Annotated in this window: 16 protein-coding genes; 11 read left to right on the top strand and 5 right to left on the bottom strand. The window is 57.0% G+C overall.

The window, feature by feature from the left end; all coding sequences use genetic code 11:
- Positions 1 to 133 precede the first annotated feature (133 nt).
- From IQ254_RS03415 to IQ254_RS03405, 3 genes are all read left to right on the top strand, one after another.
- Positions 134 to 379, top strand: coding sequence for a hypothetical protein (locus IQ254_RS03415; RefSeq protein ID WP_193964381.1), 246 nt, complete (start codon positions 134 to 136; stop codon positions 377 to 379).
- 17 nt (positions 380 to 396) lie between these two features.
- Complete coding sequence (locus tag IQ254_RS03410) at positions 397 to 1,824, top strand: hemolysin family protein (protein WP_193964379.1); 1,428 nt, start codon at positions 397 to 399, stop codon at positions 1,822 to 1,824.
- Positions 1,825 to 2,154: 330 nt separating this feature from the next.
- Positions 2,155 to 3,198 carry a Gfo/Idh/MocA family protein gene (locus IQ254_RS03405; protein ID WP_193964377.1) on the top strand — a complete coding sequence of 348 codons (1,044 nt, stop codon included), beginning with the start codon at positions 2,155 to 2,157 and terminating at the stop codon, positions 3,196 to 3,198.
- A gap of 69 nt (positions 3,199 to 3,267) precedes the next feature.
- Here the strand turns inward: IQ254_RS03405 and IQ254_RS03400 are convergent, their stop codons facing one another.
- Complete coding sequence (locus tag IQ254_RS03400) at positions 3,268 to 3,810, bottom strand: L,D-transpeptidase (protein WP_228040067.1); 543 nt, start codon at positions 3,808 to 3,810, stop codon at positions 3,268 to 3,270.
- A 183-nt stretch (positions 3,811 to 3,993) separates the two neighbouring features.
- Between IQ254_RS03400 and lipA the strand changes: the two genes are divergently transcribed.
- From lipA to IQ254_RS03385, 3 genes are all read left to right on the top strand, one after another.
- Positions 3,994 to 4,869 (top strand): lipoyl synthase, encoded by an 876-nt coding sequence (gene lipA, locus IQ254_RS03395; protein ID WP_193964373.1) that lies wholly within the window; start codon positions 3,994 to 3,996, stop codon positions 4,867 to 4,869.
- A 109-nt stretch (positions 4,870 to 4,978) separates the two neighbouring features.
- Complete coding sequence (locus IQ254_RS03390) at positions 4,979 to 5,500, top strand: CAP domain-containing protein (protein WP_193964370.1); 522 nt, start codon at positions 4,979 to 4,981, stop codon at positions 5,498 to 5,500.
- Between the two features lie 218 nt (positions 5,501 to 5,718).
- Positions 5,719 to 5,961 carry a DUF4327 family protein gene (locus IQ254_RS03385; RefSeq protein ID WP_193964368.1) on the top strand — a complete coding sequence of 81 codons (243 nt, stop codon included), beginning with the start codon at positions 5,719 to 5,721 and terminating at the stop codon, positions 5,959 to 5,961.
- 14 nt (positions 5,962 to 5,975) lie between these two features.
- Here the strand turns inward: IQ254_RS03385 and IQ254_RS03380 are convergent, their stop codons facing one another.
- A complete protein-coding gene (locus IQ254_RS03380) occupies positions 5,976 to 6,329 on the bottom strand; it encodes a helix-turn-helix domain-containing protein (RefSeq protein WP_193964366.1) in 354 nt (117 codons plus the stop codon).
- 379 nt (positions 6,330 to 6,708) lie between these two features.
- Between IQ254_RS03380 and rlmB the strand changes: the two genes are divergently transcribed.
- Entirely contained in the window at positions 6,709 to 8,016 is a 1,308-nt protein-coding gene (gene rlmB, locus IQ254_RS03375; protein WP_193964364.1) for a 23S rRNA (guanosine(2251)-2'-O)-methyltransferase RlmB, read from the top strand.
- Positions 8,017 to 8,092: 76 nt separating this feature from the next.
- The gene (locus tag IQ254_RS03370) at positions 8,093 to 8,374 is read left to right on the top strand and encodes a DUF1816 domain-containing protein (RefSeq protein WP_193964362.1); all 282 of its coding nucleotides are present in this window, start codon (positions 8,093 to 8,095) and stop codon (positions 8,372 to 8,374) included.
- Here IQ254_RS03370 and IQ254_RS03365 read toward each other — a convergent pair.
- Positions 8,371 to 9,210: an alpha/beta fold hydrolase gene (locus IQ254_RS03365; protein ID WP_193964360.1), complete on the bottom strand. Its 840-nt coding sequence runs from the start codon at positions 9,208 to 9,210 to the stop codon at positions 8,371 to 8,373. The two genes, IQ254_RS03370 and IQ254_RS03365, sit on opposite strands and share 4 nt — an antisense overlap.
- A gap of 187 nt (positions 9,211 to 9,397) precedes the next feature.
- The gene (locus IQ254_RS03360) at positions 9,398 to 10,867 is read right to left on the bottom strand and encodes a hypothetical protein (protein ID WP_193964358.1); all 1,470 of its coding nucleotides are present in this window, start codon (positions 10,865 to 10,867) and stop codon (positions 9,398 to 9,400) included.
- A gap of 158 nt (positions 10,868 to 11,025) precedes the next feature.
- On the opposite strand from IQ254_RS03360, the gene IQ254_RS03355 reads away from it, so the two are divergent.
- On the top strand, positions 11,026 to 11,904 hold the full coding sequence (locus IQ254_RS03355) for a DMT family transporter (protein ID WP_193964356.1): 879 nt from the start codon (positions 11,026 to 11,028) through the stop codon (positions 11,902 to 11,904).
- Between the two features lie 5 nt (positions 11,905 to 11,909).
- On the opposite strand, the gene IQ254_RS03350 is transcribed toward IQ254_RS03355, so the two are convergent.
- Entirely contained in the window at positions 11,910 to 12,425 is a 516-nt protein-coding gene (locus IQ254_RS03350; RefSeq protein WP_193964354.1) for a HugZ family protein, read from the bottom strand.
- Between the two features lie 92 nt (positions 12,426 to 12,517).
- On the opposite strand from IQ254_RS03350, the gene IQ254_RS03345 reads away from it, so the two are divergent.
- Both IQ254_RS03345 and IQ254_RS03340 read left to right on the top strand, forming a co-directional pair.
- Positions 12,518 to 13,096, top strand: a complete 579-nt coding sequence (locus IQ254_RS03345; protein WP_193964352.1) for an SRPBCC family protein — start codon at positions 12,518 to 12,520, stop codon at positions 13,094 to 13,096.
- A gap of 341 nt (positions 13,097 to 13,437) precedes the next feature.
- Positions 13,438 to 13,761: a hypothetical protein gene (locus tag IQ254_RS03340; RefSeq protein ID WP_193964350.1), complete on the top strand. Its 324-nt coding sequence runs from the start codon at positions 13,438 to 13,440 to the stop codon at positions 13,759 to 13,761.
- Positions 13,762 to 13,846 lie beyond the last annotated feature (85 nt).

The raw sequence follows: 13,846 nt of genomic DNA, 5'->3' as shown, positions 1-13,846 counted from the left end.
AGACCTGAAATCTCGGGCAGGCTTTAAACGTTATTCAACGCTTAAATTTATAATTGCTGTGTATCAAAGTCGGCTGTGGTGATGCCGTCTGCGATAGGTTTAGGTTTTCTCCCAGTTATCTTTTGCCCCTGCCATGAACCCTGCCGTAGCATTTACGTTGATTTTGCTCTCGCTCATGATTGGTTCGGGAGTCGTTAGTGCTTCCTGGGGGTTTACCCTGGGTCGGCAAGCGCTGACCGGCGTGCGCCAGCCCGAAACCAGACCCACCAGCGGTACCCCCGCTGGTGGGTCTGGCAGCCCTGGGCAAGGCAATGTGATCTTGGTCAATGAGGCCGATGTTTTGCAGCAGGTGAAGTCTCGGACTAGCGGTGGCCAGTAGCTCTTAGGCGCTGGGCTATGTGTGTGTTTCCTTCGCTATCCACTGTTGTTATTCCCGACGCCCTACCCGCCGCCGCCATTGTCTCTCGGCTGTTGGCCGTGGTGGTGCTGATCGGCATCAATGCCTTTTTTGTGGCAGCTGAGTTTTCGATGGTTTCGGTGCGGCGATCGCGTATCAGCCAACTGGTGTCTCAAGGAGATGTGCAGGCCAAAACCGTTCAGCAACTCCAGCGCAGCCTCGACCGCCTGCTCTCGACTACTCAATTTGGCATCACCCTATCTAGCTTGGCCCTAGGCTGGGTGGGCGAAGGCACCATTGCCATACCCCTGGCGTTTTGGATTACCCAAACTCCGCTGACAACGGCCCAAAGTGAAGCGCTAGCCCATGCGCTCGCCATTCCGCTCGCCTTCTTTCTAGTGGCTTACCTGCAAATTGTCTTGGGCGAACTATGCCCTAAGTCAGTGGCCATGCTCTACCCAGAGCAGGTGGCTCGCTTCCTCGGCCCCCCCAGCTTGACCATCGCCCGCCTGTTTAACCCTTTCATTTGGGTACTCAACCAATCGACCCGACTGCTGCTGCGGCTGGCTAATATCCAGTACAGCAATCAGGTGAGCTATAGCCGGCTCACGCCCGAAGAACTTCAGCTGATTATTCGCACCACCGCCGAAACCCCTGGTTTAGAGGCTGAGGAACGGGCGTTGCTCAACAATGTGTTTGAGTTTCGAGAGGTTACCGCTGGCGAAGTGATGGTACCGCGTACTCAGATCAGCGCCATTGCCCTGGCCGCCAACTTTAGAGAACTGCTCGAAGTCGTGGTTGACACCGAGCACTCGCGCTATCCCGTGATGGGCGACTCCCTGGATGACATTCAAGGCATGGTAGAACTCAAGCAGTTTTTACAGCCCCTAGCGCGCCAGCAGATCACCCTCGAAACCCCCATTGCTCCCTGGGTTAAGCCTGCTCGCTTTGTGCCTGAATACACGCCCCTACACGAGCTACTGGCCACCATGCAGCGCACTGGTCAAGAATTGGTGATCGTGGTCGATGAATTTGGCGGCACCGGCGGGCTACTAACCCTGCGCGATCTGACGACTGAAATTATCGGCAAAATCCATGAACCCGATGACCATGACGACGATCTAGTCCAGGTTGTCGATGAGTTGTCATACCGCATTAAAGCCCACACCGATCTCGAAGAAGTCAACGAGTTGCTCAATCTCGATCTGCCCTATGCCGATGACTACCAGACCCTTGGCGGGTTTTTAATCTATCAAATGCAGAAAATTCCCCACGCGGGTGAGCGGTTGATGTTTGCCGATCGCGAATGGGTGATTCTATCGACGGATGGCCCCCGCCTAGAAGATATTTTGGTGCGGCAAATAAACGTTCCGCCGTCACCCTTAGCGCCGCGATCGCCATCCCCGCCTCACCCGACCGATGCTTGAGAAGGTTCGCTCAGTCTGGCTAAGACAGCTGATGAACTGCCACAGACTGATGAGCACTAGCGGCGGCAATCGGTATGGTAAAGCTAGTAAAAATAATTCTCAAAAAACAGTTACTCTAAGGGCGCCGAGAAAATTGGTCGCCATTTTCCTTAAGGTAATGTCTCTATTCTTTACAGAGTGAAGCATTGTGATACTATCTGAGTAATTTTACCTGGCCGTCTTAGTTCCTCACTCACTCTGACGTTCGCAACGTGTTAGCTGTCGGCGTATCTTCGTCTCAATTAAGGAAGGACAGGCGTGCAAGATTCAATGTTGTCATCTGCCTTAGAAATGCACCTATCTCGAAATTTGCCCGATCCCGTTCGTGTTGGCGTTATTGGTGTGGGCAACATGGGCCAACATCACACCCGTGTTTTGAGCCGTTTTAAGGATGTGGATTTAGTTGGCGTCTCTGATGTCAATGTTGAGCGCGGCCTCGATACGGCGGGTAAGTATCGGGTGCGTTTTTTTGAAGACTATCAAGAACTGCTCAAGCATGTCGATGCGGTCTGTATTGCCGTGCCGACTCGCCTCCATCACTCGGTGGGGATGGCCTGTCTCCATGCCGGCGTTCACGTGCTGATTGAAAAACCCATTGCCGCCAGCATTGCCGAGGCTGAGTCGCTGGTCAATGCCGCCGCCGAGACCAACTGTATTTTGCAAGTGGGTCATATTGAGCGGTTTAACCCCGCCTTTCAAGAGCTGCATAAGGTGCTGAAGACCGAGGAACTGTTGGCTTTAGAGGCTCGTCGCATGAGCCCCTACTCCCAGCGCGCTAACGATGTGTCGGTGGTGCTGGATCTGATGATTCACGACATTGACCTGCTGTTAGAACTGGCGGGTTCTACCGTGGCGACGCTGACCGCCAGCGGCAGCCGCGCCTCTAACTCGGGCTATCTAGACTACGTCACCGCCACCCTGGGCTTTAGCAACGGCATTGTGGCGACCCTGACCTCCAGCAAAGTGACCCACCGCAAAATCCGCAGCATTACCGCCCACTGCAAAAACTCCCTGACCGACGCCGATTTTCTCAACAACGAGATTTTGATCCATCGACAAACAACCGCCGACTGCTCCACCGATTATGGCCAGGTGCTCTATCGTCAAGATGGGCTGATCGAGAAGGTTTATACCAGCAATATTGAACCTCTGCATGCTGAGCTAGAGCATTTCATCAACTGCGTGCGCGGCGGCGAGAAGCCCTCGGTAGGTGGAGAACAGGCGCTTAAGGCGCTGCGGTTGGCCAGTTTAATCGAACAAATGGCGCTGGATGGTAAACCCTGGCATAACCTGGATGGGACTGCCGTGGGGAAAGAGGTTTCGGTAGCTGTGTAGGGTTAGCGGTTGGGCAAAGGGGCGATCGCATGCCTCCTAGCCCGATCTAATTGCGCCTGGGCCAGTCGATTAGGGCACTACCTTGATAGGGGTGCCAACATTGAGGTGGCTATAGAGCGTTTGAATATCTTGATTGAGCATGCGTACACAGCCGTGGGAAACCGCTTCCCCAATTAGGGTTTCTTGGTTGGTGCCATGGATACCGATGTGGTACTGACCCTGTACCAAAAAGCCTATCCAACGAGACCCGAGGGGATTGCTGGAGCCGGGGCTAACGGCTTCTTTGGTAATTGGGTGCTGCCAGACCGGGTCGGTGCGCATGTCCTGCACGGCGAACTCACCGGCTGGAGTTTGCCAGTCATCCTGGCCAATGGAGACAGGGTATTCATCTTTGACCGCGCCGTTTTGATAGAGGATTAAACGGCGGCGGCTGAGGCTGATCACGACTTCAACATTGGCGGTCATCAAGGTCTCGGGGGCCTGGCTCAAGCGAGACGACAGTCGAGCCAGGCGCACGGGCTCAAAGGCCTGCTCAAACCGCCAGCGATCGCTCACCTGGTCATGCCAGGCCCCAGCGGCTAGCAACCCTGCGGCGGCATAGCACAGCACCATAAGGCAGCGTTTTAAAGGAGATGGCGCATCCATCGACAGCGGCGGTAGGGGTTGCTCTAGCGTTGCCTACCTCCAGCATACTGCGATCTTCTTGCGATCGCGCCCCAAATCGCTCATGCAGGGCAAGTCAGGCCGGGGTTGATATGATTGAAGCGCAGTTAACATGGCGGGACTTTAAAGACTTTGGCAGTAAAACCAGACTGGTTACGGGTAAAAGCTCCCCAGTGGGAACGGGTGGGAGAGGTTAAGGCAATTTTGCAAGACCTGGGCCTCAATACCGTGTGTGAAGAGGCCTCGTGCCCCAATATTGGCGAATGCTTCCAGGCGGGGACGGCCACATTTTTGATCATGGGCCCGGCCTGTACCCGTGCCTGCCCCTACTGCGACATCGACTTTGAAAAAAAGCCTGTCGCCCTTGACCCCACCGAACCCCTACGGCTAGCAGAGTCGGTGCGGCGGATGCGGCTCAAGCATGTCGTGATTACCGCCGTGAACCGCGATGACCTGGCCGATGGCGGTGCCAGCCAGTTTGTGGCCTGCCTTGAGGCCGTGCGGCAGGTAATGCCAGCGACTACCATCGAAGTGCTGATTCCCGATCTGTGCGGCAACTGGGAAGCGCTGGCGACCATTTTGGCGGCGCGCCCCCATGTACTCAACCACAATACAGAGACGGTGCCGCGCCTCTATCGCCGGGTGCGCCCCCAGGGCGACTATGCCCGCTCCCTAGAGCTACTGCGCCGCAGCCGAGAGCTGGCCCCCTGGGTCTACACCAAGTCGGGCCTGATGGTGGGCCTGGGTGAAACTGACATCGAAGTGCAGCAGGTGATGGACGATCTGCGAGCCGTCGACTGCGATATTTTGACCCTGGGTCAATATCTGTCGCCGAGCCCTAAACATCTGCCCGTGGCGGAGTTTGTCACCCCAGCGCAGTTTACAGCCTGGCGCCAGGCAGGCGAGGCCAAGGGATTTTTGCAGGTGGTATCGTCGCCACTGACCCGCAGCTCGTACCACGCTGAAGATGTCCAGCGGTTAATGGCCCAGAACCCGCGTTTGGCTTAGGGCTGGGTGACCTGGTTCAGGAGTGGCGGAACCGGTCATTTTACAGACTCGTCATGGTCAGTAGGGCGCTCTACTACAGCACGACAGTCCATTTATCTGGAGAATTGCCATGCCCTGTAGACATCGCGCTTTGTGGGCTGGGCCAGGCATTGCCCTGGTTGCCCTCGCCACGGTCACCGTTGGGTCGGTGGTGAGCACGCCGATCGCGGTAGGCCAAGCCGCCCCAGCGCCCATGACTCAGACTGACATCCCGCTGGCAGAAGAACTGCTCAGGTTGGTCAATGCCGAGCGCCAGCGCGTCAACCTGCCGCCCTTGGTGCTCAACGAGCAACTTACAACCGCAGCCCAAGGCCACGCCCAGGACATGGCCACTAGTGGCCGCCTCAGCCACGCCGGGTCTAACGGGTCAACGATGCGATCGCGCATTGACGCTACCCAGTACGATTGGTCGACCATTGGCGAAAATGTGGCCTTTGGCCAGCCTACGGCCACTGCCGTCATGACCGCCTGGATGAATAGCCCCGGCCATCGCCAAAATATTCTCAACCCGGCGTTTACAGAACTGGGCATTGGGCATGCGGTAGCCGCCAGCCGACCCTACTGGGTACAGACCTTTGGCCGACCGCTATAATTCTGTTGCCAGAATGACCAGCATAGAAGCGCGAGTAAAAATATAACCAAATCATCCCTTGGAAAACCACTAAAACTGTATATCGCACTACAAATATTGCGATGGGTAAACAAAGGTAAGGATACGCATCAACTGCTTTGAACCTAGCTCCTCGGGCTGCACTATAGGGGTGGTCATTGAATATCCTTAGTGCCATCCAGGCTTGGAGGGCTGCGGCCATGACAACCCAGACAGCTAATCCAGCGATCGCTCGTCACTATACCCTTGAGGCCCTGCGCCATGAGGCCAAATACCTTGTCGAGCGCGGCACCTTAGATCGATGTCAGCCCATCTGTGCCCTATGCGGCTATATCGCCGCTCGAGAATGGCCCTTTATGGAGGCCGAGCTAGAGGAAAACGACTACTGTCTGAGCGATCGCATTGGCGATCTGCTGCCCCACGAAACCTGGAGCAACGACTAGCGATCGCCAGATGCCTAAAGCCTGGCTGTAGGCTGGCTGGGACTGTGTTCCAACCAGTGCTCTCCGACCTGATTGAGTGCCGCCATAATGGGCTGCACCTCACGGCCCTTGGGGGTTAGCGAGTACTCAACCCGAGGCGGTACCTCAGGGAAGACTGTGCGATTGACCAGTCCATAGCTTTCAAGCTCTCGCAGGCGGGCGGTGAGAGTTTTGGTGCTGATACCAGGCAGGGCCGACAGAAACTCATTGGTGCGGCGGTTGCCCTGAAATAGCTCCTGCAAAATGAGAATAGCCCACTTGCTGCCAATGTACGACAACACCAAATGAACCGGACAATCAAGCTTCGTACCGTTGGCTATGTGAGGCATCAGCATCACTCCGGTATGGGTCTGTCATTTTCCATTGTGAAGGATTATTCCGAGGATGTGGTTATCGTGGTATCAGATGCCTGAAATTTAATCTTCTTTTCGGATCTCTGCTTCGTCTTTAGTTTTTGGCTTTGAGGAGCGGTTGACTGAGGCTAGAGCCCTATGAGTGGGGTCATCCGCCTCAGATGACTAAGGGCGATGGATGCTGTCACCGACCGCGACTGACCGCTGGATTTTGGCTGCTTTAGGATGGAGACGCTGGCATTTTCGTCTCCCAGTCCTGGGCCATGCAACAATTAGCATGCTCGGAGATGGAGGCAGCGTGCTAGCCTGGGAATTCTCTTGAATTGTTGGTTGTTAATCTGTATCAGGTGCGGCCATGTCCTCCCCCAAGCCTTCTCGCAACCCCAATCGGTCTTCTGGGTCAGAGCCTCGTAAGCAATCTGAAGGATACCAGGGGGGCAAACCTCGCTATGACGGCGGTAAGCCTCGTCCTCGGGCTGACAAACCCCGCTATGGTGACGACAAACCGCGCTATAAAGACGCCAAGCCCGGTGACGGTAAGCCTATCTACAGAGATGATAAGCCCCGTCGCAGTGACGGCAAACCTCGCTACGACGGCGGTAAGCCCCGCTATAAAGAGGATAAATCTCGCTCTGGGGATGGTAGGCCCCGCACCAAGGACGAGCGACCTCGCTACAGTGACAGCAAGCCCCGCTATGAGGGGGGTAAGTCGCGGCCTCAAGGAGAACGATCCCGCGAGGGCGGTGATTCGTTTCGGTCCCGGACGACCTCTGGGCTATCGTCTAAGTTTAGTGGGGGCGACCCAGCCCTGGGTGAGGGCGATGACGTTCAAGATGAAACCGATCTGATTTATGGTCGCCATGCGGTAGAGGCGGCACTCCAGGCCCAGCGCCCCTTAAATCGGGTATGGGTCAATGACCGTATTCGCTACGATCCTCGGTTTTTGTCGCTGATCGATGAGGCCAAGGCTAGCGGTGCAGTCATCGACGAAGTCGACACCAAGCGACTCAATCAAATCACCGCTGGAGCCAATCACCAGGGTATTGCCGCCCAGGCCGCTGCCCATGCCTACCATGATCTTGACGAGATGATTGAGACGGCTCTTGAGGCCACCAAAATACCGGTCATCATTGCGGCTGACGGCATTACCGATCCCCACAACTTGGGGGCAATTCTGCGTACTGCTGAGGCGCTTGGAGCCCAGGGCATGGTCATTCCCCAGCGACGGGCGGTGGGGGTGACGGCAACGGTAGCTAAGGTGGCAGCAGGGGCCCTGGAGCGATTGCCGGTAGCGCGAGTGGTCAACCTCAGGCGAGCCCTGGAGACACTGAAAGAAAAAGGCTTTTGGATCTACGGTCTCGCCTCGGCAGCCAGCCAGCCCGTGCATCGCACCACCTTCGATCGCCCGACGGTAATTGTGGTGGGAGCTGAGGGCAGCGGTCTCAGCCTGACAGTGCAGCAGAGCTGCGACACATTGGTATCAATTCCGCTGCGGGGCACAGTGCCTAGTTTAAATGCATCGGTAGCTACAGGCATGGCGCTCTATGAGATCTATCGTAATCAGTGGATGATGCAGCAGCAAATTTCCTCTTTGCAAAATCAAAAGCAAAACAGTATAAACAAACAGGGGCAATTATTCTCCCAAGATGGGATAGAAGCCTAGTTGCCCAGAGCGATCGCTTTTTACGCTTTTTAAGCAACAAGATTTGAAGACATCAAAAGGCAGGTAGGACGGTGTTATGAATAACTTTTTGAGTCGCTTGTTAGACAATTTGCGGGGCCAGAGCAAGGCCTGGTGGGTTGAGATCAAAACCAGCCAGCCAGCCTGTACCTATTATTTTGGCCCCTTTGATAGCGAAATTGAGGCCACTACTGCCAAGGGCGGCTACATCGAAGATTTAGAGCAGGAAGGGGCCCAGAATATTCAGACCTTAGTAAGCCTGTGCAGTGACCCCGATCAGCTCACCATCACCGATGAGTGGGATACCCTGATGGTCGGCCCTAGTCGGATCGCGGCTTAAGGAATGGCATCTGAGTTGCTAAGCCCCAGCACCTGGCCATGGTTGGCCAGCCAGTGATGAATATCTGCCAGCATTTGATGGGGAATCTCCCAGGGCAGCAGGTGAGCGGTGTTGGGGTAACAGTGACTGTGGCATTGGGGCAGGTGAGCAGCGGTTTCCAGGCTGGCCTGGGCGGTTATATGCCTATCCTCTGCCCCACAGAGCACCAGACAGGGCACCGCAATTGTGTTCAGATCGGGTAAACGATTGTAGCGGCGGGCCAGGGCACGGTTGAGCGCCCGATGGGCCAGGGGTGAGGTGCCCAGGTAAGCCCAAAATCCTTCCTTGGCCAGATGCTGGTAGGCCAACGGTGTGTGCTGCCTGAGTAGGTAACGGTAGAGCGATCGCGGCCCCAGCCCCTGGGTCACTAGCGGGTTGCCCGGAGCTAACAGATTCAAAATTGACCCCAGGCCGGTGTTAATGAGTTCGAGCCAGGTCGGCGGGGGATGGTTGCCCACGGGTCGCGCAGCGGTGGCGATTAACACCAGGCCCACCACTCGCTGGGGATAGCGCAGCGCCAACTCTAGGGCCAGAATGCCGCCGAGAGACCAGCCCAGTACTAGGCAGCGTTCAATGCCCTCGCCATCGAGCAGTTCAATCAGATCGGGCAGGCTGTCTTCGAGGGCAAAGGGCGATCGCGTGCGGCTGCGGCCATAGCCCCTCAGATCGGGAGCCAGCGTCCAGTAGCGATCGCTGAGCCCTTCGACAAATACTCCCATAGTCTTAGCCGACCCAGGATGGCCATGCAAACACAGGATGGGAAAGCCCGCCCCCTGTTTGATGTAATGCAGCTCCATAGGTTTGGCAACTCCTGCTACAGCCTGACCTCACTGCCTCCAGTCTAGAGCGATCGGTGACGGCTAGACCCAGATCAGGGCCTAGGAGCCTAGGCGTAGGCTGGGTGACGATTGCCCATAACCAGGGGGAAGAGGTTCTAGAGAACTAGGGGAGCTGCCATGGTGGCAACCCCTCTGCCCAGCAGCATCAGTCTAGTTCAGGAGTCGGCAAAAACTCTACCGCAGAAATGGCCGTAGCCGAGCAGTGCGATGCAGCTGACTGATCGCGATCGGGCTGATCAGGGTAGGCGTCAGGCTGGCTGGCCTTAACTCGGGAATTGTTACCCTCTGGGGCCATGGGGAGTTCGCTGACGGCTAGGCAGTGGCTGGCGGGTAAGCCCTTGGGATCTGCGGTGACCGGTAGAGTGAGCTGCACCGCCGCTGGGCTTACTTGAGTCAAATGCCTGGTTGCTGAGGAATCTGTCGATAGGGCGATGCCCACGGCAGCAACCGAGTCAGGCCGTTGCGGGCTGAGCTGGGGGGCTGCCGTGGCGAAGGGCAAACTCTCGGGCTGGGTTGTCGCCCCAGCGGTGGGGGTGGCGCGATCGATCGCGCCACCCGTCGGCGAATGGGCCGATAGAGCGGTCGGGGGATTGGGTACTAGCCCAAGGGACTCAGCCGAAGACACGAGGTTCCCTCCCTGCTCCTGGTGGAATCTAGCGGCCGGGACGACGGCCTCGGATGCGCCGGAGCGAGTCAACGTCAAGGCAATGCTGCCACTGCTCTGGTGGGTTGTCTGGGATGGCGAGGCCGCTTGAGGGGCCTGGTCTAGAACTAATTCTGCGCTAGATGATGGGCCCTCGGCGGCGGTATCTACCTCAGGTTGTGTCGGTGCGATCGCAATCTCAGCCTGCTCTAGAGGGATCGCTAAGGCGTCGCCGTGGAGTCTGGCAGTAGCCGTAAGAGTTGGCGGCGTGTTTAGCACAACGCGCTGGCTATGGATACGAGCACTACGGCCCTGGTGGCGAACCGGCGCAATGGGAAAGCTGCGATCCACCGTCGCTGATGCGACTGAACCTAGGGCGCTCGCCGCACCCAAGGGACGATCTAAACCCTCTGGAGCCGTTGGGGCGGGGCGAACCGTTGCGGTCAGGGGAGTCGTCTGCCCCGATCGGGCTGGTTTGCCCAGTCCTGGGGAGGGGATTGGCGTCGGGCTAGACCTTGCGATCGCCACTGGCTCCGGCTGCCCAGCAGAACTACTCGGAAAAATCTGGGCTTGGGGGCGCTGCGGCGTGGGAGAAGCCTGGGCTGAGCGTACCGGTGTGGTAACGAGAGCCTGGCTCGACGGCAGACTAGCGCTGCGTCGCTGTTGCAGTTGTTGCAGTCGTTGACGCAGTTGGTTGCTCTGGGATGACGATGGACTGGTGGAGCTACCTCCCCGGGGTGCCGACTGTGCCAACGACAGCTGCGGTCGCTTGGTCTCGGTTAACCCGGTTCGAGGACGCACCCCGGAGCGTACTACGGTGCCGGGGGATACTGACTTAGAGGGGGCATCGACCTGGGGGGTATCATCGCCCTCGGAAGAGGCGGTACCCGGTGTAGGAGAGTTTGACTGTTCGGCACTACAGGCCGCTAGGGCTAGGAGCCCACCACATGATGCTAGCGCCCAGACACGCATAACGCAGACCTCGCTAAGGGGGTAGACTGTCTTGGTTCTGTTTACGTCGCCTGAGCTATTGATCAGCACGATCTTGATGGATAAGTGTAAAGATTTTGTTAGGGCTGGCTCGGGCAGCATTCCTCAAGTGGGTAGCGGCAACGGCTACCTAACAACCTATGCGGGGTGAACTAGCGGCCTTAACGGCGGCTTTTTTGTGGGCCGTGGCCACGGTGATGTTTGGCCGGCTGGGCAAGGCCTTGCCGCCGCTGGTGCTCAACCTGGCCAAGGGGGCGATCGCCCTAGGGCTGCTGGCCCTAACGCTGCTTCTGCTGGGGCAGCGCCCGACGGGCCTGACCTCTCAGGGGTTAGTTCTGCTCACCCTCAGTGGTGTAATCGGCATTGGTTTGGGCGACACCGCTTACTTTGCCGCCATCAATCAGCTGGGACCCCGGCGAGCGCTGCTGCTCGAGACCCTGGCACCGCCCCTGGCGGCCCTGCTGGCCCTGGTGTTTTTGCAGGAAGCTTTAGCCCCTAGGGCCTGGTTAGGTCTGGGTCTGACCTTAGTCGGCGTAGTGTGGGTGATTGCTGAACGGGTACCTGCCGATGCGGCGGTTTCGGCTAGCAGCCTAGGCGTCGTGTATGGGGTGTTAGCGGCCTTGGGGCAGGCGACGGGAGCCGTGCTGTCGAGAGCCGTACTGGCCGATACCGATGTGGCCCCTCTGTGGAGTTCGCTGCTGCGCCTGGGAGGTGGCTTGGGCATGATTGTGGCGATTTTGCGCTCCCAGGGGCCGGTGACGGGGGCGCTGCGACCGCTGCGATCGCCACGGGTACTGGCTGGGGTCGCCGTGGCCGCTATACTAGGCACCTACCTGGCGATTTATCTTCAGCAAATGGCCCTCAAATATTCGGCCACTGGCGTTGCCCAGGCGCTGACCTCCACCAGCCCACTGTTTGTGCTGCCCCTGGCGGCGGCCATGGGCGATCGCGTCAGTCTGCGGGCCATCGCCGGAGCGGGGCTGGCCCTGGTGGGGGTGGGCATTTTAGTCAGTGGTTAGGGCCATTAGCCCTGAGGCTCATTGGCGAGCCCGGTTTGAGGTGGCCCGAGCAGCTGGCTGAGAGAGTTCGGATCGATGGCGTAGGCAGCCCCAAAACCCATCACAAATCGTCCTTTTTGGGGGCTAAGACAAAAAATTTGAAAGTCGTCTAGCGATCGCAGCATAGCGATGATGTCGCCAAAGCGCTGCTCAAAGCGGTCGGCAATGCCCCCCCAGGGGTCGCTACCCCGAGGCAGCAGCGTGACATTGCAGTCATAGGTAATGCGCTGACGGGCAAACACCTGCGGGGCGGCGGTCTCGTCTTCAATCAGCAGAACACTGGCCACCCCTGTCGCTTGGAGGTTGTTGGTATGGGCCGACAGACCGCTGGTAAAAATATAGATCTGATAGTCGTCGTCAAGGATGTAAGGGGCGTAGCTGGCGTGGGGTGAGCTGTCGCCGCTGACGGTGCTGAGCATCAGGCTGCGCACTCGTTGGGGTAGATCCTGGTAAGCCGCTAAAGCGGCATCAAAACTAGGCATTAGATGGTGAGCACAACCTATAGAAACAATTGCGGATCGCTGTGATGGCCTTAGGTTAGCGTTACAGTAGTAATGTTCTGACTGCTGGTATTATGTCGCGTTTATCTCGTCAGGTTCAGCCTGCTGACGCCTATCTGGCCAAACTAACCGAGGCTGACTGGGCGACCCTGGCCAAGCGCGATGTGGTCGTTAAGGGTGGGCAGGGTCAGTATGGGCTCATGTTGGCTACGGCAGTGCCACCGACTGCCGCCTGGGCTGTGCTGACTGACTACAGCAACTTCTACAAATTTTTGCCGACGGTGGTCAAAAGCCGAGTTGTCGAGTCCGACGGCGATCGCACCATTGTCGAACAGGTCGATCGGCGGCGCATTTTGCTGACCACGATGGAATCCACGGTGTTGACCGAAAATCTGGAGCTCAATGGTCAGCAAATTAGTTTTCGCCTGCTCGAAGGCAACTTGGAGTACATGTATGGTCATTGGCGCATTGATGAAGCAACCGCTGATCTTGACTCTCGGGGCTACTGCCTGATATCTCAGCAGGTGAGGGCAGAAGCTGATGTTGGCCCCTTTAAGGCGATGTTTTACAACCTGTTTGAGGCTAGCTTAATCGACACCATTAAGGCCCTACGGGCCGAAATGGAACGCCGGGCGGCTTCATCAGCACTTTAAGAATATTTAGCCTCCCAGCACTTTTACGTAGATTGCCTGAAGTTTTTAATTAAATGCCCAAAATATTCCTAACCTTGAGAGAATGGTGATCAGGCAGGGTAAGCCCTGAGACTTTTGGGCTGTTTGCCTTGGCCTAATAGGGGGTGTCGCCTCCTTTACACCTGAGAAAATCCACCCTAAAATTCTGCCGTGTGGAAAACTTGCCCGGTCGATTGTGAGGAATTCATAAACCCAGCTTCAATTCCGGGCACTGGTGTGGGTAATTTATTTGAAAGAGTAGGGGCAATACCAAGTGCTTACACTAAGCACTTCTTTGGGTCGTTTGATTTTGGTTTTGGGATATGCAAGCTTCGGTTTCCCCTGGTATAGCCCGCTATGCCCCAACTGTTGAGCATCATCTGCTGTTTTATAAGATCATCTCTGATGCCGAAGGGATTCGATTGCGTATTTGGGAAAGCGCAGCTCATTTAGATCAGAGTCCCTCGCCTTATCTCTACATTCTCAACCTGCGGGTGAGCTCTTTGGAAGAGGCTAAGAGGCGACTTAAAGCCCACCTGACCCTCAATGGTGGCATGCTATCCAGTGGTCAGGCTTTGCCCCACAAAGGTAAAGTACGGCTTATGCCCCACGCCACCTGGAACAGTGACGACGGTAACGTTTACTAGCCTAGTACTCCACGGCGCAAGTTTAGATACTATTCCTTAGGGCTAGGGAGCAGGGGAGCTAGGGAGCCAAGCGATCCGGAACGGT

Source organism: Nodosilinea sp. LEGE 07088 (assembly GCF_015207395.1).
Classification (GTDB): Bacteria; Cyanobacteriota; Cyanobacteriia; order Phormidesmidales; family Phormidesmidaceae; genus Nodosilinea.
Note: the sequence above shows the minus strand (reverse complement) of the source record. Positions and strands in the feature narration are given on the sequence as shown.

Bases quoted from the DNA above. Each gene is read 5' to 3' on its own strand.
- IQ254_RS03415 (WP_193964381.1), top strand. From the start codon at position 134: ATGAACCCTGCCGTAGCATTTACGTTGATTTTGCTCTCGCTCATGATT.
- IQ254_RS03410 (WP_193964379.1), top strand. From the start codon at position 397: ATGTGTGTGTTTCCTTCGCTATCCACTGTTGTTATTCCCGACGCCCTA.
- IQ254_RS03405 (WP_193964377.1), top strand. From the start codon at position 2,155: ATGCACCTATCTCGAAATTTGCCCGATCCCGTTCGTGTTGGCGTTATT.
- IQ254_RS03400 (WP_228040067.1), bottom strand. From the start codon at position 3,810: ATGGTGCTGTGCTATGCCGCCGCAGGGTTGCTAGCCGCTGGGGCCTGG.
- IQ254_RS03390 (WP_193964370.1), top strand. From the start codon at position 4,979: ATGCCCTGTAGACATCGCGCTTTGTGGGCTGGGCCAGGCATTGCCCTG.
- IQ254_RS03385 (WP_193964368.1), top strand. From the start codon at position 5,719: ATGACAACCCAGACAGCTAATCCAGCGATCGCTCGTCACTATACCCTT.
- IQ254_RS03380 (WP_193964366.1), bottom strand. From the start codon at position 6,329: ATGCCTCACATAGCCAACGGTACGAAGCTTGATTGTCCGGTTCATTTG.
- rlmB (WP_193964364.1), top strand. From the start codon at position 6,709: ATGTCCTCCCCCAAGCCTTCTCGCAACCCCAATCGGTCTTCTGGGTCA.
- IQ254_RS03370 (WP_193964362.1), top strand. From the start codon at position 8,093: ATGAATAACTTTTTGAGTCGCTTGTTAGACAATTTGCGGGGCCAGAGC.
- IQ254_RS03365 (WP_193964360.1), bottom strand. From the start codon at position 9,210: ATGGAGCTGCATTACATCAAACAGGGGGCGGGCTTTCCCATCCTGTGT.
- IQ254_RS03360 (WP_193964358.1), bottom strand. From the start codon at position 10,867: ATGCGTGTCTGGGCGCTAGCATCATGTGGTGGGCTCCTAGCCCTAGCG.
- IQ254_RS03355 (WP_193964356.1), top strand. From the start codon at position 11,026: ATGCGGGGTGAACTAGCGGCCTTAACGGCGGCTTTTTTGTGGGCCGTG.
- IQ254_RS03350 (WP_193964354.1), bottom strand. From the start codon at position 12,425: ATGCCTAGTTTTGATGCCGCTTTAGCGGCTTACCAGGATCTACCCCAA.
- IQ254_RS03345 (WP_193964352.1), top strand. From the start codon at position 12,518: ATGTCGCGTTTATCTCGTCAGGTTCAGCCTGCTGACGCCTATCTGGCC.
- IQ254_RS03340 (WP_193964350.1), top strand. From the start codon at position 13,438: ATGCAAGCTTCGGTTTCCCCTGGTATAGCCCGCTATGCCCCAACTGTT.